This window comes from Streptomyces sp. NPDC031100 (genome assembly GCF_055570785.1).
On sequence record NZ_JBVIGN010000006.1, the window covers coordinates 14,520 to 34,225 of the forward strand.

The window sequence follows — 19,706 nt, forward strand, 5'->3', positions numbered from 1 at the left end:
TCAGCCGGTGAGAGGTTCGAGCCCGCTGATCCAGTCACGGATCGCCTGTGCCGTGGTGGGTGCGTGGTCTTCGGCGACGGTCCAGTGGTCGCCCGGGACGTCCAAGGTGTCGGACGGCTGCGGCCAGGAGGCCCGCCAGTCGTGGGTTGTCCTGCGGCTGCCGTGGGTGCGCATCTCCGGCAGTTGCTCGGTGGCGCGGACCAGGAGTGTGGGTACGGCCGCCGGTTCGGGGCGGTGGCCGCGGAGCATGGCGGTATAGGCGCCGAGTGCGGCCAGTGCCATGTCCTCCACCGCGGTGTCGAACTCCTCCCCCAGGGCCAGGGCCGCGCGGGCGGGCAGGGCGAGCAGCCAGGGCTCGGCCTCCCGTTCGGGGGTCACGTGGTAGGTGTCGAGAAGGACCAGGCCGGCGGGCGGGGCGCCGGTGGCCGCCAGCCGTGCGGCGACCGCATGGGCCGGGTAGCCGCCCATCGACCAGCCCAGCAGGACGGGCCTGCGGTCGCCCAGCCGCTCCCGCAGGGTGACCGCGTGCAGGTCCACCAGCGTCTCCCAGTCGCGGGGCACGGCTTCGCCGGCGGTGGCTCCGGGGTGCCGCATTTCCAGCATGTCCCGTTCCCTGTCGAAATGGCGCGCGAGCTCGGCGTACCAGGGTCTGCCGAGGGCCGGGGAGAAGCCGGGGAAGCACACCAGAGGTGCCCTGTCGTCCGTGCCCGCGGCCAGCGGGAGCGGGGGCAGGGCGTGCGCGGCGGCGTCGTCGGGGCCGAAGCCGGGGACGGCCAGCGAGGCGGTGACGAGCAGGTGCATCGCCGAGACGACGTCACCGGTCCCGCAGACGCGGCGGTAGAGGGAGGCGAGGGTCTGTGGGGACCGGGCTGTTGGGGTGCTCGGGAGGCCGCTGGTGGCTGTCTCGCGGTGGGGAAGGGCCTCGTGCAGTTCGGCGAGCAGGTGGTCCGCGAGTCGTTCGGTGGTGGGCAGGTCGAAGGTGAGGGTGGCGGGCAGTTCCAGGCCGGTGAGCAGGCTCAGCCGGTTGCGCAGCAGAACGGCGGTCAGGGAGTCGAGGCCCAGCTCCGTGAGGGTACGGTCGGCCGTCACGCCGGCCGCGCCGGTATGGCCGAGGACCTCGGCGACCGTCTCCCGGACCAGGGTGAGCAGGGTGCCGGCACGGTCGTCGGCGGGGAGCCGGGCCAGCCGCTCGCGCCACGCTCCGGGCGCATCGTGCGTCGCCGGGGCGGTGTCGGCCGCCGGGCCCCCGCCGTCGAGGTCCCGGTCCTCGCCTGCCGGCGGGCCGGAGGGCCGCAGCAGACCGCGCAGCGGGGGCGGGACCGGCCGTCGCGCCGTATCGGCCCTCGGGTCCAGTGGCAGCGGTGCGAGGACCGGCTCGCCCGCGCCCACCGCGGCGTCGAACAGCGCCAGGCCCTCGGCAGGGGTGACGGCGCGCAGCACGCCGTCGTCGGTCCGGCCGGTACGGGCCGCCATCCCGTCGGCTCCCGCCCATGGTCCCCACACCAGCGAGAGTGCGGGCAGTCCCCGGGCGGCGCGGTGCAGCACGAGGGCGTCGAGGAACGCGTTCGCGGCGGCGTAGCCCGCCTGACCGGGATTGCCGAGCAGGCCCGCCGCCGAGGAGAAGAGCACGAACTGCGCCAGGGGCAGGTCCTTCGTCAGTTCGTGCAGGTGCCAGGCCGCGTCCGCCTTCGGGCGCATGACGGCCGCGAGCCGCTCGGGCGTCTGTCCCTCCAGCACGCCGTCGTCCAGGACACCCGCCGCATGCACGACCGCGGTCAGGTCGGCGGCGTACCGGTCGATCACCTCGGCCAGCGCGGTCCGGTCGGCGGCATCGCAGGCGACCACGTCCGCCTGTCCGCCGGCCCGCTCGATCTCCTCCCGCAGCCGCCCCGCACCGGGGGACTGCGGGCCGCTGCGGCTGGTGAGCACCAGTCGGCGGATCTTGTGATGCTCCGTCAGATGACGTGCCAGCAGCGCACCGAGAGCTCCTGTGCCACCGGTGATCAGCACGGTGCCTTCTTCTACGAACGGGTTTGTACGGGAAGGTGTGGTCGTGGCCGTCTGTGTCAGCCGGGGCACCAGCATCTTGCCGTCGTGGAGGGCGAGTTGGGGTTCGCCCGTTGCCAGGGCGGCGGTCAGGTGGTGCAGCGACTCCGGGCTGTCGTCGACGTCGACGAGGGCGAGGCGGCCGGGGTACTCCGACTGTGCGCTGCGCATCAGCCCCCAGAGCGCGGCGGCGGGCAGGTCCGGGTCCGGTCCGGTGGCGCCGCGGGTCACCAGGACCAGGCGCGCTCCCGGCGCCAGGGTCGGCAGCCGCTTGTGCAGCAATTGCAGGGTGCGCGTGACGAGGTCGCGAGCGTCGGCGGACGGGCTGGTGAAGGGGGTCGGGGAGGTCAAGGAGAGGACGAGGGCCGGGGCGGCCGCTTCGCTGGAGCCAGGCCCCGGCTCGGTCCCCAGGGAGCCGGACAGCGCGGCGGCCAGGCCGAGGTCGTCCGGGGAAGCCACCGTGAACGCGGGCACGGACGACTCTGCCGGAGCAACGGCGGTCCACACCGGGCGGTACAACGGCTGCGGGTGTCCATCGGTGCCCGGGGCCGCCCGGGTGATCAGTTGCTCCACCCGCAGCACCTGCCTGCCGGCCGGGTCGGAGAGGTCCGCGGCGACCGTGTCCTCCCCGGTGACACGGAGCCGAACCCGCAGTGCGCTGACGCCGGAGGCGTAGCGGCTGACGCCTCGCCAGGCGAACGGCAGCCGCGTCGGTGTGGTCGGTCCGGGTTGTCCCGTTTCGGGGGACAGCAGCAGTGGAGCGTGCACGGCGGCGTCGAGCAGTGCGGGATGGACGGCGTACCGCTGTGCTTCTGCTACGGCTGCGCCGGGGAGACGTACATCGGCGAGCAGGTCGTCTCCCTGCCGCCACATGGCCTGCACGCAGCGGAACGCCGGGCCGTAGGTGTAGCCCGCGCCCGCCAGCCGGTCGTAGGCCCCTGTCAGGTCGACCGGGACGGCGTCCGAGGGCGGCCAGGGCTCCTGTGGGCTGCGGCTCGGGCCGGGGGCGGTGGCGGTCGGTCGCAGCCGGCCGGTGGCGTGGTGGGTCCACGTGCCGGCCGGGCCGGAGTCCTCGGGGCGCGCGTGGATGTCGACGGTCCGGCGGCCGGACGGGTCCGGCGCGTCGAGGGCAACCTGCACGTGGACGCGCCTGCCGGCGCCGGGCAGTTGGAGCGGGAGCAGCAGTGTCAGCTCCTCCAGTACGTCCAGCCCGCAGGTGCCACCGGCGTGGAGTGCCATGTCGGCGAGGGCGGCGGCAGGGACCAGCGGCCGTCCGCCGACGACGTGATCGCGCAGCCAGGGGTGGTCGGCGTCCGAGAGATGGCCGGTGCTCAGCAGTCGGCCGGTGTCCGGGAGGCTCGTCGTCGCGGTGAGCACCGGATGGCCGGAGGCGGTGGGTGCGGCGGCCGGTGTCGTGTCGAGAGGCTCTGCCAACCAGTAGCGCTCGCGTTGGAAGGGGTAGGTGGGCAGGTCCACACGCTGGGCTCGGTGGCCGGTGTGTCCTCGGTGCACGGCTTCCCAGTCGACTGCCGTGCCGTGCACGTGGAGTCGGGCCAGCGCTGCCAGGACCGCGTCGGGCTCGGGGTGGCCGGCCCGTACCGTCGGGGTGAACACCAGGTCCTCGGGGGCCTCGACCGTCGTGATCGCGGCCGAGGTGAGCTGTGCGCCGGGGCCCACCTCGGCGAAGGCCGTCACCCCCGCATCGCGCACCAGATGCCGTACGACGTCGGCGAAGCGCACGGTTTCGCGGGCGTGGCGGACCCAGTAGGCCGCCGAGCGCAGGTCGTCACCGGTGGCCTGACGTCCCGTCAGTGCCGAGGCGAGAGGGATGCGGGGCTCGCGGTAGGTGACCCGGGACGCGGCTCGGGTGAACGCTGCGAGCGCCGGTTCGATCAGCGGCGAGTGGAAGGCGTGGCTCGTGCGCAGCGGTACGGTGCGACGGCCGTGGGCCTGAAACCGTTCGGCAACCGCCGTCACCGCCTGCTCGGCCCCGGAGACGACGACCGACCGTGGGCCGTTCACCGCCGCGATCGTCACCGGCCCGGCCGACGGCGGGAGTTCCGCCAGCGCCGTCGTCACCTCGTCTTCGGTGGCGTCCAACGAGACCATGGCGCCGCCTTCGGGGAGTCGCTGCATCAACCGCCCCCGGACGGCGACCAGTTCGACGGCGTCGTGTTCCGAGAGGATCCCGGCGGCATGCGCCGCGGCCAGTTCGCCGACGGAGTGGCCCGCCAGGAAGTCCGGTCGTACTCCGCAGGATTCGAGCAGCCGGAACAGGGCGACCTCGAACGCGAACAGCCCGGCCTGGGCGACGTCGGTCCTGTTCCGCGCGTCGGCGGCCGCCGTGCCCGTTCCGTTCCACAGGGCCTCGCGCAGGGGGCGGTCCCCGACGCCTGCGGAGTCGAACCGGCCGCACAGGGTGTCGAAGGCGTCGGCGAAGACGGGGTACGCGCTGTGCAACTCCCGGCCCAGGCCTGCCCATCCGGCGCCTTGACCGGTGAAGAGCAGTGCCAGCCGTCCGCCCGTCCGGACCGGGGGCGGTGCGGGTGCCGTCCCCTCGGCCGAGAGCCGGTCCAGTTCGCTCAGCAGGACGGCCCGGTCCTGGGCGGGCACCGCCGCCCGGTGGCGGAGCGCGGCGCGCGAGGTGGCCGACGAGAACGCCACGTCTCCGAGGGGCAGTTGGGGCCGTTCGCGCACAAGTGCCGCCGTGCGCCGTGCTTGGGCACGCAGCGCTTCGGCGCTCGCGCCCGACAGCAGGACCGGCGGCTGCGGGGTGTCCCCCGCCGCGGCACTCCCGCGGCCGGGGCTCTCCGGCTCAGGGGCCGCCTCCTCCAGGATCACGTGGGCGTTGGTTCCGCCGATGCCGAAGGCGGACACCGCGGCGCGACGGGGGCTTCCGGGAACGGGGCGCCACTGCTGCTCCTGCGTCAGCAGTCGTACGGCACCCGAGGACCAGTCGACGCCCGGCGACGGCTCATCGGCGTGCAGCGTGCGCGGCAGCAGGCCGTGGCGCATCGCCAGTACGGTCTTGATGACCCCGGCGACACCGGCCGCGGCCTGTGTGTGGCCGATGTTGGACTTCAGCGATCCCAGCCACAGCGGCCGCTCGGCCGGGCGGTCCTGCCCGTACACCGCGAGGAGCGCCCGGGCCTCGATGGGATCGCCGAGCGGGGTGCCGGTGCCGTGGGCTTCCACGGCGTCGATGTCGGCCGGGGTGAGCCCGGCGGCGGTCAGGGCGTCGGCGATCACCCGCTCCTGGGCGGGGCCGCTGGGCGCGGTCAGACCGTTGGACGCGCCGTCGCCGTTGACCGCGGAGCCGCGCAGTACGGCCAGCACCGGGTGGCCGTTGCGGCGGGCGTCGGCGAGTCGCTCCAGCAGGACCAGCCCGACGCCCTCGCCCCAGGCCGTTCCGTCGGCCGCGGCCGAGAACGGCTTGCACCGCCCGTCGGGCGCCAGGCCGCGCAGCCTGCTGAACGCGACGAACGGCACCGGGCTGGCTATGACGGTGGCTCCGCCGGCCACGGCCAGCGAACACTGACCCGAACGCAGCGACCGCGCCGCCCAGTCCATCGCCACCAGCGACGAGGAGCAGGCCGTGTCCACCGTCACCGCGGGCCCTTCCAGTCCCAGGGTGTAGGCGATGCGCCCGGAGGCCACGCTGCCCGCGGAACCGAGCGCCAGGTGCGCCTCGTACGCGTGGCCTCCGCGGTGCAGCAGACGGCCTCCGTAGTCGCCGTGCATCACACCGACGAAGACTCCGGTGTCACTGCCGCGCAGCGCGCTGGGGGCGAGGCCCGCCCGCTCCACGACCTCCCAGGCGGTCTCCAGCAGCAGCCTCTGCTGCGGGTCGGTGGCCATTGCCTCGCGGGGGGACATGCCGAAGAAGGCCGCGTCGAAGTCGGCGGCCCGGCGCAGGAAGCCGCCGCGGCGGGTGATCGAGGTGCCCGGCCGGTCGGGGTCGGGGTCGAACAGCCCGGCCAGATCCCAGCCGCGGTCGGCGGGGAACGCGGAGGTGGCGTCCGTACCGTCGGCGATCAGTCGCCACAGGTCTTCCGGTGAGGAGGCGTCGTCCACGAGTCCGGGGAAGCGGCAGGCCATGGCGACGATGGCCACCGGTTCGTCGGGGGGCGGGGTGTCTGCGGGTGCAACGGGCTTGGCCCTGCGCGCCGTCGCCGCGGACGGGGCGCCGAGCAGCGTGTCGTGCAGGAATTCGGCCACCGCGTGCGGCGTCGGGTGGTCGAACACCAGGGTCGCGGGCAGGTCGAGGCCGGTGACCGCCCCGAGTCGGTCGCGCAGCAGCACGCCCTGGAGTGAACCGAGTCCCAGATCGGTGAAGGCCTGGTCCGGCTCCGGGTCGGCCTCCCCGTCGCCGCGCACTTCGACCATGACCAGGTTCAGCACAGCGCGGCGCCGCTCCAGGGAGGGCAGCGCGAGCAGCCGGGCCCGCAGTCCGGCGGAGGCGTTCTCCCTCTCGGTGACGAGCTCCTTGGCCAACTGCTCTGCGAGTGCTGCCCGTTGGACCTTGCCGGAGGCGGTACGGGGCACGGATGCGCACAGTCGGAACTCGTCCGGCACCTTGAACGCGGACAGCTGCTCCCGGCACGCGGCCCGCAGCCGAGCGAGGTCGGTGCCGTCCGGCCCGGGGACGACGAACGCCACCGGGACCTCGCCCAGCACGTCGTGCGGCCTGCCGACGACCGCCGCGTCCGCGACACCGAGGCAGGCCAGGAGCACCTGCTCCACCTCGACCGGGTTGACGTTCTGCCCGCCGCGGATGATCAGGTCGCCCACCCGGCCGGTGACCCGCAGTCCGCCGCCGGGCTCACGGCGGCCGAGGTCGCCGGTGCGGTACCAGCCGTCCCGAAGCACCTGCGCCGTGCTGTCGGGGCGGTTGTGGTAACCGATCATCAGGCTGGGGCCCTGCACCCAGATCTCGCCCTCGTCGCCGTCCGTGGCCGTGGCTCCGGAGACCGGGTCGGCCACCCGGACCTCGACTCCGGGCACCGGCCGCGGCACCCGCTCCGGCCCCGGCACGTCGAGCCGGTCCACCGCGATCTTGCCGCAGGTCTCGGTGGCGCCGTAGCCGTCCAGCAGTGGTGCGCCCAGCAACTCCTCGACGGAGGTGCGCAGTTCCGCGGGGCAGGGTGCTCCGGCGGTGACGCACAGACGCAGCCCGCTCGGCGCCCGGGATGCGTCTCGCAGGGCGCTCACCAGCAGGTGGTAGGTGGCCGGCACCCCGGCCAGCATCGTGAACGGCTCCTGCAGCGGCTGCCGTTCGAGTGCCTCCACGACGTCCACGCCCCGGTCCAGGAGGTAGGCGCTCGCGCCCGTGGCGACCACCCCGAGGATGCACAGCGAGTACGCGTAGGCGTGGTGCATCGGCAGGGGCCACAGCAGCCGGTCCTGGTCGGACATGCCGAACAGGGGTGCATAGGCGGCGGCCGTCGACCACAGCGCGGCCCGCTGGCTCGTCACCACGCCCTTGCGCGCGCCGGTGGTGCCGGAGGTGTAGAGGATCCAGGCCGGTTCGTCCAGGCCGAGATCGTCGTACGGCGGGCGGCCGGGATCGGTCCCGGCGAGTTCCTCGTACGACAGCGCGCCCGCCAGGACGTCGGTCGGCGGAGCCTGTGCATCGACGACCACCACCGCCCGCAGCGACGACCGCCCAGCCGTCACCCGCGCCAGCCGCTCCAGCACAGGCGCCTCGACCACGACGGCCACCGCGCCGCTGTCGCCGAGGGCATGGGCCATCTCGCCCTCGGTCGCCCCGGGATCCAGCGGTACGGCGACGGCTCCCGCGCGCACGGAGGCCAGGCAACTCTCCACCGTCTCCACGCGGTTGGACAGGCAGAACATCACCCGGTCCCCCCGCCGCACGCCCAGCCGGACCAGGTGGCCCGCGATCCGGGCCGTCCGCTGATCGAGCTGCGCCCAGGTCACGCCCCGGCGGACGTCCCGGAAGGCGGCCCTCTCCCCCGCGTGTGCCGCATGCCCCCGGAGGGCTTCGGCCAACGGACGAACCAGCTCCTCGCGAACCCCCGCCATTCCCACCCCTGTTGTGTTCCTGCCCCCAACCGGCCTTCGACTATAGGGTCAGGAATCGTTCGCGGGCGGGCCGTGTCCGCCGCCTCAGCCGCGCGCGGCCACGTACAGGGTCTGCGTACCGCGGCCCAGCGGGCCCTTCTCGTCGTGCAGGGCGGTCTCGGCGAGGCCGACGCCCGCACCGTCCACCATCGTCCGGGCGTCCAGGCAGACCCACTCGCCCTCGGGGTGGCGGTACAGGCTGACGGTGAGGTCGGCGTTGATGAAGACGTAACGGTGGAAATCCAGTGCGGCACTGACGCCGTTGCCCGAGTCGGCGGCCGTCAGCACCCGGCTGAGCGGCGTGATCTCCTCGCCCGCGACCAGGGGCACCCTCATGCGCATCCACGCCGTGGCGGGGCCTGACTCCAGGAACGAACCTGCGGCGAAACGCACCTCCATGGCGGTGTGGTAGCCCTGGTCCCAGGGAACCGGGAAGAACGCCTTCCGGGGTACGGCCCCAGGACCGGGCACCTGCGGGCCCGGCGACACCTCAGGTACCGAGCCGGGGGCCGTCTTCATCAGCAGGGCCGTCGCCCGCATCACTTCCTCGCCGCCGTCGGGTGTCAGACCGACTTCCACGAGCTCCACGCTGCGCCCGGCGCGCAGGACGCGCGTGGTCACGGTCAGCGGTCGTAGCGGGACAGGCCGCATGATCTCGTACGTGAGCCGGGCGACCCGCATGTCCGGCCGTCCGCCCGGCCGCTGCTCGACAGCCAGCCCGAGCAACGCGGCCGGCGGACCGGCGTGCTGGGAGTCGGCGTCCCAGGGACCCCGGGTAAAGGCGGTGGGGAGGAACCGGTCGTCGGCCTCCCGCTCGTAGAAGGCCTCGGCTTCCGACGTCGGCATAGGTGTCCTTCCATGGCGCGCGGATTACTCGTGGGAGCATCTTACTAAGCGCTTGCTCAGGAGTGGAGGCCTTCGGCTGTGGCAGGGTGTCGCGGACGTCCACCGATCGTTCCGGAGATGCCATGCCGCTGCGAATGAAGTTGACCGCGATCACTCTCGACTGCCCTGATCCCCTTGCTCTGGCGGCGTTCTATCAGCAGGCCACCGGCCTTGAGCCGCACCCCGAGTCGGACGCGGAATTCGCCGGTCTCACCTTTCAGGACGGACTCTTCATCGGCTTTCAACGGGTCGACGACTACCGGCCTCCGCGCTGGCCCGACCAGAGTGTTCCTCAACAGTTCCACCTCGACTTCGCGGTGGACGACCTGGACGAAGCCGAGGCCGCGCTGCTGGAGTTGGGCGCGGGCAAGCCGGATCACCAGCCGGGTGGGGAGCGGTGGCGGGTCTTCACCGATCCGGCGGGGCATCCCTTCTGCGTGGTCGGAGGCTGATCGGTGGCCATAGGCCGACAGCTCGCCAAGCAAGCCGCAGCTGATCGTCTTTGAGGTCTGACTCGGGACCTACTTCTGTAGGTGGGTGGATGTGAACCGTTTCCGGTAGTGGGTCGGCGTGGTGTTCAGATGGCGGGCGAAGGCGCGGCGGAGGGTCTTGTCGGTGCCGAGCCCGCTGTGGTGCGCGGCCGAGGTGACGCTGTGCCCCTCGAGGAGCAGGTGCCGGGCGCGGTCGAGGCGGACCCGCTCGACCCAGCGGGCGGGTGTGGTGCCCAGTTCGGCGCGGAGCAGCCGGGCCAGGTGCCGGGGGCTGATGGCGGCGGACGCGGCCATGGCGGGCAGGCTGTGGTCGGCGGCCGGGTCGGCGAGGACGGACGCGATCAGTGAGCGCAGCAGGTCGCTGCGGGCAGGCGGGGTGGTGATGGCCGTGGAGAACTGGGACTGCCCGCCGGGACGTTGCATGAAGACGACCAGTTCCCGCGCGATGTCCCTCGCCACGTCGGCGCCATGGTCGTCCTCCACCAGGGCGAGGGCCAGATCGATGCCCGCGCTGATGCCCGCGGAGGTGACGTACCGCCCGTCGCGGACGTGGACGGCGTCCGGCTCGACGCGCACCCGGGGGTAGCGGCGGGCGAACATGGCCGCGTGTCGCCAGTGTGTCGTCGCGCGGCGGCCGTCGAGCAGGCCCAGTTCCGCCAGGACGAAGGCGCCGGTACACACCGAGGCGACCCGTGGCGCCTGCGCGGTGAGGGCGCGGGCCGCGGCCAGCAGCTCGTCCTCGATCAGCTGCTCGGCCAGCCGGTCGCCTCCGGCGACCACGACCGTGTCGACCGGCCCCGCGTCGGCCGCCCGGACCGTTCCGGTCAGCGCCGGCCCGGCGGACGTGGTGACCGTACCGCCACGTGGGGAGACCAGCACCAGCTCATAGGGCGGAGCGAGCCGGCTCGCCTGATGGAGCACCTCGGACGGGCCGCTGACGTCCAGCATGGTCACCCATTCGAAGACCACGAAGCCAACCCGATGCGTCATGTCCGAATCCGTGGTTTTCCTGGCAGCAGAGACATGGCTCAGGCTACGTCGCCGGTGAACGCTGGGGGCAGACCACCGATCCGGCAAGGAGACAGACGACGATGAGCGAAGTGATCGCAGGCGTGGAGATCCCGGACACCGCCCTGGTGCGGGAGGCGACCGAGCTGGTTCGCGAGCTCGCCCCGCCGCTGCTGTTCCACCACTCCCGGCGGGTCTTCCTGTGGGGAGCGCTGCGCGGCCGGGAGCAGCAGCTCGGCTTCGATCCCGAACTGCTGTACGTGGGGGCGATGTTCCACGACCGCGGTGTCGAGCTGGACGTCCTCGGGATCGGCCATCACGCGGTCTCCGACGAGCAGCGTGCGGCCGTCGTCGCGGCGCACCCGCGCCCGGATTTCAAGAACCAGATCCTCGCCGCGTTCACGAAGGGCATCAAGGACCGGCCCGACACCACCTTCGGGAACGTCAAGGCCGACGTGCTGGCCCACTACGTCCCCGGCTTCCGACCCACCGACTTCGTCGAGGTCATCAAGAACTCCGACTGGCCCGAGTGACCTGGCCGAAACCGGTCGCCGCCGCCCCGTCGAACGCGCCGATCGGGTCCGACGGGGCGATCTCCTTCAACCGGTGGTCGCTGACACCGTGTTCAGGGACCGTCGGGCACAAGATTGTTCGCGCTGAGCAGGTTGCCGCCGGTCGGAGAGCCGATCGACTTGCGCAGTGCTCCGATGCCGGGATCGCGGACGGACACGGTCAGGGTGTAGGCCGGCTGCCCGATGATGGTGTTGGAGGAGTCGATCGGCGCCTGAAGTCTCTTCCACACGGTGGTGCCGTCATAGCCGGGGCACAGGGCCTGTACGGGCAGTGTGACCTCGGCGCTGCCGCCACCGCTCAGGTCGATGTGCGTCTTGTCCTCGCGGTCGGCCTTCCCGGGGGAATCCCAGGTGACAGGGAGGCCGTGCGCGCCGGCGACCAGTCCGTCCGGGCCCTCGATCTCCACCGCGACGCCCTCCCCGCCCAGGGTCCGGGACACCTTGAGCGATCCCTTCGGGCCTGGCGCGAAGAGCAACTCGATGGTGAAGCGGCCGGGGGTGCGGGGGGACAGCTCCTCATAGCCGTAGGAGCCGAGTTCGAGTTGCGGGCCGGGATGTGGGCCGGTGGATTGCGGCGCTGGTGCGGGTGCGGAGGCGGCTGCGGGGAGCGGGAAGTGGTGGTAGCCCATGGCTCCGCACCGATCGCCGTCGGAGATACCGCCTCCCGGCCGTGACACGGCCTTCGCCGGGCCCGACGCGGGTGGCGTCCCCCACGAGAAAAGGTTCTGCTGGTAGGCGCCTACGAGTACGACGGCCGCCGCTGCCAGCCAGGGGATCGACGCACGTGCCCTGTCGCCGAACGCACGCCCCTTCGGACACCGAGCCTTCTTCTCCGCCTCGGGCACCTCCCGGAGCCGCCGGTCCACCATCCTGGCCCGCGCCGACGGCTCCTTCGGTGCGGCGGCGCCGTCGCCTTCGGCAGCGTCCCGCAGGAACGCCGCCCACTGCTCGTCGGATATGGAGGACTGCTCCTCCGATCCCCCGTCGGATTCTTCGGGGGGCGGGACGGTACTCACCGGGCGAACCCTTCACTGGGACGGGGACGGGGACGGGGGCGGGGACGGGGACGGGGACGGGGACGGGGATGGGGGCGGGGATGGGGATGGGGCGGGGCCTGGGCCCCCGCGTTCCCGTCATGATGCCGTACGCCTGCGACTGACCGTGGACGCTGATTGCTCGGCCGCGCGTGGCAGACACACGCTCAAAGTCGAGGCCTACGAAGACGATGTCCGCCCGGTCGGCGAGGGCGCGCACAGCAGCGGGGGTGGCCGCCTGTCGACGGGCCCTACTGCCCGTGTCGCACACGAAGTCCGTGCAGCAGTTGGTCGATGTGGGCAGGGACTTGGGCGGCGTCGAGGGGTTGGTGACCGACCAGGAGGCGGTACCAGAACAGTCCGAAGAGGTGGTCGGTGGTGGCGTCCAGGTCGGCAGTGGCGGGAAGTTCGCCGCGTTCCACGCCCCTGCTGAGCAGGCTGAGCATGACGGCCCGCCGGCTCTCCACCCACTCGCGGAAGGGCTCGGCGAAGGCGGGGTCGAGCTGGGCTTCCGCCATGAGGCCGCGCAGGGTCTTGACTCGGACGGGGTGCGCGGTGATGCCGTACAGGGCGGTGACGAAGACGGTCAGGTCGCCGGTGAGTGAGCCGGTGTCGGGTTCGGGCATCCGCTGTTCGACGGCCGTGCGGTAGGCGTCCATGACGAGGGGCGCTTTCGACTTCCACCAGCGGTAGATGGTGCTCTTGGCGACGTCGGCGCGGGTGGCGATGCGTTCGATGGTGACGGCTTGGTAGCCGAGTTCCTCTACGAGCTCGATCGCGGTGGCGAGGACGGCGTTGTGGGCGTCCTCGCTGCGGATCCGTCCGCCGGTCCGGCGGCTTGAGGTTTCTCCTGTGGGCACGGCGACACCGTAGCAGCGTGCTATCTTCAATCGAAACGCTACGGAGCGTTTCGATTAGAGAGTGGATCGATCATGAGCGAAATCGTGGTGTCGCACGGCTACGGCTCGAGCGACGACAGCGTCTGGTTCCCGTACCTGACCGAGCGGCTCGCGACGGCCGGACACCGGGTCACCGTGCCCCGCCTGCCGGAGACCGCCGCCCCACGACTGGAGCCCTGGCGGAAGACCTACGGCCAGGCTGTCCTGGCCGCCGGCCCCGCCGAGTCCACGGTGCTGGTCGGGCACAGCATTGGCGGAGTCAATGTGCTGCGCTTCCTGGAGCAGCACGACCCCGAGGCACACGGGGTGTTCGCGGGCGTGCTGCTGGTGGCGACCTCGGCGCACGGGGTCGGCTACGACGAACTCGCCGAATTCTTCGACGGCGGCTTCGACTGGGAGCGGATCCGCCGCTCGGCCCGGCGCTTCCGGGTCCTCCAGGCCATGGACGACCCGGTCAACCAGCCCGACCCGACCGAACACGTCCGGCTGCTCGTCGACGGCCTCGGTGCGACCGCCGTCGTGACGCCCACCGGCGCGCACTTCGGGGCCACACCGGACGACCACGTCGAGGTGCCAGAGGCCGTCCGCCTGGTCACCGAACTGCTCGCGGCCTGACCGACCCACGCGCCGGCCCGAGGCAGGAGGGTTCTTCGTCGCCCACGTCCCGCACGGTGGCCCCAGCGGGTCCGACGTGCGGGACGTGCTCATGTCGGCGGAGGTGCGGTGGCACAGCGGCCTTCCGCTGCGGCGCCACCTCACCCACGACGCCCTCACGACCGCCACGCCCTGGCGAGTGCTGTCCGAACCCGTGAACGTGGCGAACCAACGGTCCGGATGCTTGATGTCGGGCTTGCCGGCCTGCGCCATGGAGATCGCGGTTCATCTGGTGCACGATCACTTCCGGCTGGGCTTGGGCCACCGTCTCACCGACCGAGGCCGCGTCCAGCCCGTCCATCACCACGCCGTCCGCGCCCAGCCGGAGAAGATCACGACCCGGCGGCTGCCCTCCGCTGCGCCTGGTCGAACTCCGTCAGCGGGTCGCCGCCGGTCCGCCAGGGCCATGCGGTGACCGTGCCGCCGAGTGCCTCGAAGACCGGGCGGGCTTCGTGGCGCCGGTCGGCGGCCATCAGCGCGTAGGCGAGGAGGTTGAGGTCGGCCTGCGCCTTGGCATGGCGGAGGAAGCCCGGCTGCACCCAGGTCTGGGCCACGCGGTCGAGGGCCTGGGCGGCCATCACCTGGGACCAGTGGTTGCGGGCCACCAGCGCTTCGAATCCACCGCGGTCGAGGACGGAGTGGTACTGGAGAACCTGAGCGGTGAGTTCGGTCGCCGCGCAGGGCGCGTTGGCGGGCATGCGAGCGCGCAGGGCGTCCACGAACTCCAGGACCTGGATGCGCGAGCCCCCTTCCTCGGGGGTGAGGTAGCCCAGCATGGTCAGGTAGGCGTCGCGGTTCCAGCGGTCGCGGGCGAGCACCTCGTTCCACACGCCGAACACCTGGGACTGTTCCCAGCGTTGCATGCGTGCCACCTCCAGGAGGATCACCCAGGGGGTGGGGTCTTCCGGGGTGAGTTCGGCGGCCCGCAGACAGCTCTCGGTGGCGTCCGCCGCATCCTCCGGGCGCCCCTGCGAGCGGGCCCATGCCACGTGTGTGCAGGCATGCAGCACGAGCGCGCTCGCGTTGCGGGGTTCGCTCGTGGCCCAGGACCGCGACAGATGGGAATCGGCCAAGTAGTCCGCCAGGACACCCACGCGGTGCGCCCGGCGGTCCCAGCCGCCCGGGTCCTGCTCCAGGAGACGGGAAATCTGCGCCACGCACAGGTCCGTCGTCGCGATCGTTCCCGTCCTCCTCGTCGCCACCAGGGACTTCAGCAGTCTGCCCAGCTCCTGGTCGTCGAGTTCCGGGGCCAGACGTGCCCTTCTGCGGCGACTTGAAAGAAATGCCATGCCGGGAGGCTAGAGGCGCTCAGGATTCACACAAGGTTTACGCCAAGATCGTTATGATTTACCCGCCTTACCCGGGGTTAGGTGCATGATGCACGCGTCTTCGGGCCGGTCTGGTCGGACGTATCTGGTCAAGGCCCACGGCCTGCCCTGCGGGTCCGAACCGCCGTAGCAGGCCGGGGCGTTGTCAGTGGTGGCCGGCACGATCGGTGGCATGACGGACATCGACGACTGGCGGGCCTTCCTGGTGCGCTGGAGCCATGAGTGGGCGGACGCGCAGGATCCGGACGCGCCGGCGGACGAGCGGCCCGCGGGCGACGAGGAGCCCCTGCATACGCGTTGGCTGGGGTTCCCGCCCGCGTCCGAGGAGCGGATCGTCGCCTTGGAGGAGCGGCTCGGGCACCGGTTGCCTCCCTCGTACCGGGCGTTCCTGGCGGTGAGTGACGGCTGGCGGCACGCGGGGGGCTTCGTCTGGCTGCTCGCCGGAACCGACCAGGTCCGGTGGCACGAGGACGCGGCGGGTCTGGCCGAGTTCCACCCCGGCGATCTGGACGACGACGCCACGCCCGAGGAGGAGCTGCTGGCCGGGATGTGGCAGCGGGCGCTGGAACTGGACGTGGAGTCGGATGCCGTGTACGTCCTGCTGGATCCTGGGGACGTGGGCGATGACGGTGAGTGGGCCGTGTAATGCTACGCATCGTGGCGCGCGAGCCCACCGGAGCGGTACGTGTCGTTCCGTGCGTTCATGGAGGCGATGTACCGGGAGTTCCACAGCCTGCAAGCACACCGGCCGGACGGCGCGGGGGCGGAGATCGTCAAGGCGACGACGCGGGCGCTGGACGCGTCCGTCGAGGACGCCCGGCTGGAGGCGCTGCGGGGACGGTACGAGCAGGCCGAGGCCTTGCTGGCGGAGGCGATCGAGTACGGCAGGCCACGGGCGACGGGGCTGCGCAATCAGATCCGCCGGCTGCTCGGGCAGACCTCCATGGTGTCCTTCCACGGGCTCGCGGCCGATCCGCTGTACGCACCGGAGGTCGTGCCCGTGCTGGCTGCCGAGCACGTGAGCCATCACCGGGACGATGCTTCGTGGACCTACTGCCTGGGGGGCGCCTCCGAGTCGGTGGTCGGGACTGCGTACGAGATCCTGCGGGACGTGCGGGAAGGCACCTTCCGCTACACCCCTGAAGGTGCCTTCGGACGTGCCGTGGAGGAGGCGCGGGAGCAGGCACGCTGGGGCGACACGGACGCGGCATGGCACACCCTGCGCGCGGCCCTGCCCGACTGGCGGCCTTTGAGCACCGACCATATTGCCCCGGTCGGCCTGTGCGCCGACCCGCTCCTCGGCCCGCTGCTCACCCCGGAGCGGGGCCGGGAGCTGCTGGCCACACCCCGGGCCGGGCAGCGGGGCGAGGCCCCGGCTCCGACGGCCGACCTGGATCCGCCGGGCCTGGCGTGGCTGGCCGAGGGGGAGCCCGGCAACGTCCCGGAGTCGTACCGCTTCGTCCTCGTGGAGGGGGTGGAGCCGGCCGAGCTGCCGGGCCGTATCGGCGCGGACGACACCACCGTCCTGAACGAGCCGATGACCTTGTGGGACGCACGGATGCGTATCCGCGGCGACGCGCACGTCTCCACGTGGGAGGACAGGGCGCTGACCGCCGTCGGGCGGGCGGGCACCGGCTGGTGCTTCGCCCTGGAACCACGGCCCGGGCACAGCTTCGTCGAGCAGCGGTTCGTCTCCCCCGGCATCGCCGCCTCGCGGGGCACCCGTGCGGTGACGGTGTGGAGCGAGCCCTCCGACGGGCACCGCCCCGGTGTCTTCCATCTGTCCTTCGCGGAGAACGGGGAGGAACGGTACGCATTGACCGTGCGGGGGACGGCGGTGGGCATACGAGGATCCGTGCCGACCGCGCTGGACCCGGACCGGCTCTTCCGGCAGGACGACGCGCACACCGAGCGGCGGGGCGAGCGCCGGGCCCTGGAGGCACTCGCTGCCGAGTACGGTGTCCGGCTGCCGCGGCCGGGCAGTCACTCGTTGCCGTCATTTGCCGGCAACGACCTTTCCGGCTCGCGCACTTCCGCCCCAAGGCGCACGATGGTCACAGGGGGCACTCGGCACCGCGGGCCGTACCCCGGGCCGCGGGCGGCACGAGGAGGTCAGCATGGCCCGCGCCGGCACCGTCGCCACGTCCCCGATGCCCGACACCCTCAAGCCGGGCGGCATCGAGCCGGAGAGCCATCCCTGGAAGATCCGGCTGGTCGAGCATCCGAAGCGCTTCGATTCGCCGTTCTTCAAGGCCGCGAAGCGGACGGCGCACAAAATTCTCGATGAGATGGACGACGCGGACCTGCCGTACGGGCCCCGGCCCGTCGGGTCCGAGCACTGGGAGATGCACCACGGGGGCAGCCTGTGGGTGAAGACGGCGGGCGGCTGGCGGATGTACCGGGCCCGCGTGGGCATCGAGTGGAGCATGCAGTTCTGCGCCGAGCCGTCGAGGGTCGACCGGCTGCGCCGCGACGCGGCCGAACTCGTGGCAGGCTTCCCCGAGACCCTGCCCGCCCTGACCGAACTGGGCTACGAGGAGGCCGAGGAACTGCTGCGCACGCCGATCAAGGACGCCGACGGCGTCGAGGCCTGGACGGACTCCCTCTTCAACGCGTGTGTGCCGATGAGCCATGGGAACCACCAGGGCATCCTGCCGAAGGTGCCCGGTGAGCACCATTACCCGTGGCCGGTGAAGGGTGCAGACTTCGTCCGCTACGACGACTTCCAGCTGTGGGTGACCCTGCCCGACGGCACGCATGGGGCCGTGACGCCGGTGGCCCGGCGCGGGTCCGGTGACGGGCACGTGCGTCTGGTGCTCGCCTCGGAGGGAAGCCAGGCCGCGGACACGCTGGCCGAGGCGCAGGAGCATGGCCTGATGGCGGTCCTGCCGCCGAACAGCTCGGCCGCACTCCAGGCGTTCTCCGACCAGATCGAGCCAGGGCAGCGCACCGCCGCCGGGCCGCTGGCCACACGCCGGACCCGCGGGAACGGCCGCAGCTCCCGGGCCCGTTGAGAGAGGTCCCCATGTCCCGCAGGATCGTCGTCTGCCTCGACGGAACGAGCAATCAGGTGGGCGCTCGGTATCCGACCAACGTCGTCCGGCTGTTCGAGATGCTGGAGGCGGACGACCCGACACGCCAGCTCCTGTACTACGACCCCGGCGTCGGCACCATGTCGTCGGCCGGGGCCCGCGGTCCGGTCGGCCGCAAGCTGTCCCGGCTCTCCGGTCTCGCCTTCGGCACCGGGCTCAGGACGAATCTCGCCGAGGCGTACACGTACCTGATGCAGCACTGGGAGCCCGGAGACCACGTGTACGTCTTCGGGTTCAGCCGTGGCGCCTACACCGCCCGCGCGCTGGTCGGGATGCTCAACAAGCCGGGCCTCATGCGCCCCGGCTCCGAGAATCTCGTCCCCTACGCGGTGGCCAAGTACGCCTTCAACCACGACATCGACCGAAGCGAACGGGAAGTGGCGCGCTTCTCGCACGCCTTCTGCCGGCGGACCGAGCACGAGCCGCTGTGGGCGGAGGTCAAGCGCAACGATCCGCGGCAGGTCTCCCATCACGCGCTGCCCGTCGCCTACCTCGGCGTCTGGGACACGGTGAAGGCGGCGGGCATCCTGCGGCTGGGCACGCTGCGGTGGCCGTACACGCACCAACTCCCCAACGCGGCCCGCATCCGGCATGCCGTGTCCCTCGACGAGAAGCGGCGCCCGTTCCAGGAATTCCTGGTGACGCGCCGGCCGGAGCCGCTGCGCGACACGGCACAGGAAGTCTGGTTCGCCGGCGTGCACTCCGACGTCGGAGGCACCTTTCCGCACGCGAAGGGCGCTCCCCTGCTCTCGACCGTCACGCTCAAGTGGATCACCGACGGCGTCGCCCAGGACCTGGTCTTCCGTCCCGGCGCGTACGCGGAGGCGTGCGCGGTGACCGAGGAGTTCGCCGTTGCGGCCATCCACCCCAACGGCCCGCTGTGGATCCTGGCCGGCCGGCACTCGCGCCGCATACCCGAGGACGTGGTGCTGCACGCCAGCGTCCGGCTCCGCCGCGAGCGGGACCCCGACTACCGCCCCGACCTTCCCGATCCCACGGAGTCGGCCCACTGGTCCGACCCGGACTGGACCAAGCCCGCGCATCCGCAGGACGGTTGAGAGCCGACGCGCAGAACGCCCGGCACCGCAAGCGCAGTGACGGCCATCACCGCATCGCTGAAGGCGAACGGCTGCGCCCGCAGGGACGAGGGCCGCAGGCAGACCTGGAAGTACCTGGACGCGCCCCACAGCAAGGGGGCCGACTTCAACCGCTCACCGCCACCAGGCCTGGCTTGGCGCAGACCGCCCGGCTAGAGGTCGAGCACGACCTCACCTCTCGGTTCGCTGCAGCAGACGAGGACGGTGCCGGCCTCGGGGAGTTCGAGGGGCCGGGTGGTGTAGGTGATGTCGCCCGACACGAGGTCCGTGACGCAGGTGTGGCAGACGCCGGTGCGACAGGACCAGCGGGTGGGGATGTCGCAGGCCTCGGCGAGATCGAGGAGCGAGGCGTGAGCGGGTGACCACGGGGTCGTGATGCCGCTGCGGGCGAAGGTGACGAGGGGACCGGTGCCCGTCGGCCCTGGGGGTTGGTGCGGCCGGACCGAGGCGGTGGGCGTGACGCCGGGATTGATCGCGGGCAGGGCGCTGAACTGCTCCGTGTGACTCCTCCCCCAC

Annotated in this window: 15 protein-coding genes; 8 read left to right on the forward strand and 7 right to left on the reverse strand. The window is 72.3% G+C overall.

Annotation, left to right across the window (positions count from 1 at the left end):
• On the reverse strand, positions 1–8,091 hold the full coding sequence (locus tag ACZ5DS_RS18225) for a type I polyketide synthase (protein ID WP_468239358.1): 8,091 nt from the start codon (positions 8,089–8,091) through the stop codon (positions 1–3).
• An 84-nt stretch (positions 8,092–8,175) separates the two neighbouring features.
• On the reverse strand, positions 8,176–8,976 hold the full coding sequence (locus ACZ5DS_RS18230) for a thioesterase family protein (RefSeq protein ID WP_468239360.1): 801 nt from the start codon (positions 8,974–8,976) through the stop codon (positions 8,176–8,178).
• A gap of 122 nt (positions 8,977–9,098) precedes the next feature.
• Here ACZ5DS_RS18230 and ACZ5DS_RS18235 point away from each other — a divergent pair, with 122 nt between their 5' ends.
• Positions 9,099–9,467: a VOC family protein gene (locus tag ACZ5DS_RS18235; RefSeq protein ID WP_468239363.1), complete on the forward strand. Its 369-nt coding sequence runs from the start codon at positions 9,099–9,101 to the stop codon at positions 9,465–9,467.
• Positions 9,468–9,536: 69 nt separating this feature from the next.
• Here the strand turns inward: ACZ5DS_RS18235 and ACZ5DS_RS18240 are convergent, their stop codons facing one another.
• Positions 9,537–10,496: a GlxA family transcriptional regulator gene (locus ACZ5DS_RS18240; RefSeq protein WP_468239365.1), complete on the reverse strand. Its 960-nt coding sequence runs from the start codon at positions 10,494–10,496 to the stop codon at positions 9,537–9,539.
• A 101-nt stretch (positions 10,497–10,597) separates the two neighbouring features.
• On the opposite strand from ACZ5DS_RS18240, the gene ACZ5DS_RS18245 reads away from it, so the two are divergent.
• Positions 10,598–11,047: an HD domain-containing protein gene (locus ACZ5DS_RS18245; protein WP_468239368.1), complete on the forward strand. Its 450-nt coding sequence runs from the start codon at positions 10,598–10,600 to the stop codon at positions 11,045–11,047.
• A 92-nt stretch (positions 11,048–11,139) separates the two neighbouring features.
• Here ACZ5DS_RS18245 and ACZ5DS_RS18250 read toward each other — a convergent pair whose 3' ends face one another.
• Together ACZ5DS_RS18250 and ACZ5DS_RS18255 are read right to left on the reverse strand one after the other, a co-directional pair.
• Positions 11,140–12,102 (reverse strand): hypothetical protein, encoded by a 963-nt coding sequence (locus ACZ5DS_RS18250; RefSeq protein ID WP_468239371.1) that lies wholly within the window; start codon positions 12,100–12,102, stop codon positions 11,140–11,142.
• Positions 12,103–12,371: 269 nt separating this feature from the next.
• The gene (locus ACZ5DS_RS18255) at positions 12,372–12,980 is read right to left on the reverse strand and encodes a TetR/AcrR family transcriptional regulator (RefSeq protein ID WP_468239374.1); all 609 of its coding nucleotides are present in this window, start codon (positions 12,978–12,980) and stop codon (positions 12,372–12,374) included.
• Between the two features lie 72 nt (positions 12,981–13,052).
• Here ACZ5DS_RS18255 and ACZ5DS_RS18260 point away from each other — a divergent pair, with 72 nt between their 5' ends.
• A complete protein-coding gene (locus ACZ5DS_RS18260) occupies positions 13,053–13,634 on the forward strand; it encodes an alpha/beta fold hydrolase (RefSeq protein WP_468239377.1) in 582 nt (193 codons plus the stop codon).
• Positions 13,635–14,005: 371 nt separating this feature from the next.
• On the opposite strand, the gene ACZ5DS_RS18265 is transcribed toward ACZ5DS_RS18260, so the two are convergent.
• Positions 14,006–14,962 (reverse strand): hypothetical protein, encoded by a 957-nt coding sequence (locus ACZ5DS_RS18265; RefSeq protein ID WP_468239380.1) that lies wholly within the window; start codon positions 14,960–14,962, stop codon positions 14,006–14,008.
• Positions 14,963–15,173: 211 nt separating this feature from the next.
• On the opposite strand from ACZ5DS_RS18265, the gene ACZ5DS_RS18270 reads away from it, so the two are divergent.
• The 5 genes from ACZ5DS_RS18270 to ACZ5DS_RS18290 are packed head-to-tail and all read left to right on the forward strand — an operon-like array spanning position 15,174 to position 19,346.
• Positions 15,174–15,647 (forward strand): SMI1/KNR4 family protein, encoded by a 474-nt coding sequence (locus ACZ5DS_RS18270; RefSeq protein ID WP_468239383.1) that lies wholly within the window; start codon positions 15,174–15,176, stop codon positions 15,645–15,647.
• A gap of 39 nt (positions 15,648–15,686) precedes the next feature.
• A complete protein-coding gene (locus ACZ5DS_RS18275; protein WP_468239386.1) occupies positions 15,687–17,288 on the forward strand; it encodes a DUF6461 domain-containing protein in 1,602 nt (533 codons plus the stop codon).
• Positions 17,179–18,015, forward strand: a complete 837-nt coding sequence (locus tag ACZ5DS_RS18280) for a DUF6424 family protein (protein WP_468240318.1) — start codon at positions 17,179–17,181, stop codon at positions 18,013–18,015. The genes ACZ5DS_RS18275 and ACZ5DS_RS18280 overlap by 110 nt, the downstream gene beginning before the upstream one ends.
• An 11-nt stretch (positions 18,016–18,026) precedes the next feature.
• Positions 18,027–19,151: a DUF2235 domain-containing protein gene (locus ACZ5DS_RS18285; RefSeq protein ID WP_468239389.1), complete on the forward strand. Its 1,125-nt coding sequence runs from the start codon at positions 18,027–18,029 to the stop codon at positions 19,149–19,151.
• A gap of 36 nt (positions 19,152–19,187) precedes the next feature.
• A complete protein-coding gene (locus ACZ5DS_RS18290; protein WP_468239391.1) occupies positions 19,188–19,346 on the forward strand; it encodes a hypothetical protein in 159 nt (52 codons plus the stop codon).
• Here ACZ5DS_RS18290 and ACZ5DS_RS18295 read toward each other — a convergent pair.
• A complete protein-coding gene (locus tag ACZ5DS_RS18295) occupies positions 19,343–19,672 on the reverse strand; it encodes a 2Fe-2S iron-sulfur cluster-binding protein (RefSeq protein WP_468240321.1) in 330 nt (109 codons plus the stop codon). The two genes, ACZ5DS_RS18290 and ACZ5DS_RS18295, sit on opposite strands and share 4 nt — an antisense overlap.
• Positions 19,673–19,706: the final 34 nt, after the last annotated feature.

Excerpts from the sequence above, each read along its gene's own strand:
- ACZ5DS_RS18270 (WP_468239383.1), top strand. The coding sequence starts at position 15,174 with ATGACGGACATCGACGACTGGCGGGCCTTCCTGGTGCGCTGGAGCCAT.
- ACZ5DS_RS18235 (WP_468239363.1), top strand. The coding sequence starts at position 9,099 with ATGCCGCTGCGAATGAAGTTGACCGCGATCACTCTCGACTGCCCTGAT.
- ACZ5DS_RS18245 (WP_468239368.1), top strand. The coding sequence starts at position 10,598 with ATGAGCGAAGTGATCGCAGGCGTGGAGATCCCGGACACCGCCCTGGTG.
- ACZ5DS_RS18240 (WP_468239365.1), bottom strand. The coding sequence starts at position 10,496 with ATGACGCATCGGGTTGGCTTCGTGGTCTTCGAATGGGTGACCATGCTG.
- ACZ5DS_RS18230 (WP_468239360.1), bottom strand. The coding sequence starts at position 8,976 with ATGCCGACGTCGGAAGCCGAGGCCTTCTACGAGCGGGAGGCCGACGAC.
- ACZ5DS_RS18285 (WP_468239389.1), top strand. The coding sequence starts at position 18,027 with ATGTCCCGCAGGATCGTCGTCTGCCTCGACGGAACGAGCAATCAGGTG.
- ACZ5DS_RS18260 (WP_468239377.1), top strand. The coding sequence starts at position 13,053 with ATGAGCGAAATCGTGGTGTCGCACGGCTACGGCTCGAGCGACGACAGC.
- ACZ5DS_RS18265 (WP_468239380.1), bottom strand. The coding sequence starts at position 14,962 with ATGGCATTTCTTTCAAGTCGCCGCAGAAGGGCACGTCTGGCCCCGGAA.
- ACZ5DS_RS18225 (WP_468239358.1), bottom strand. The coding sequence starts at position 8,091 with ATGGCGGGGGTTCGCGAGGAGCTGGTTCGTCCGTTGGCCGAAGCCCTC.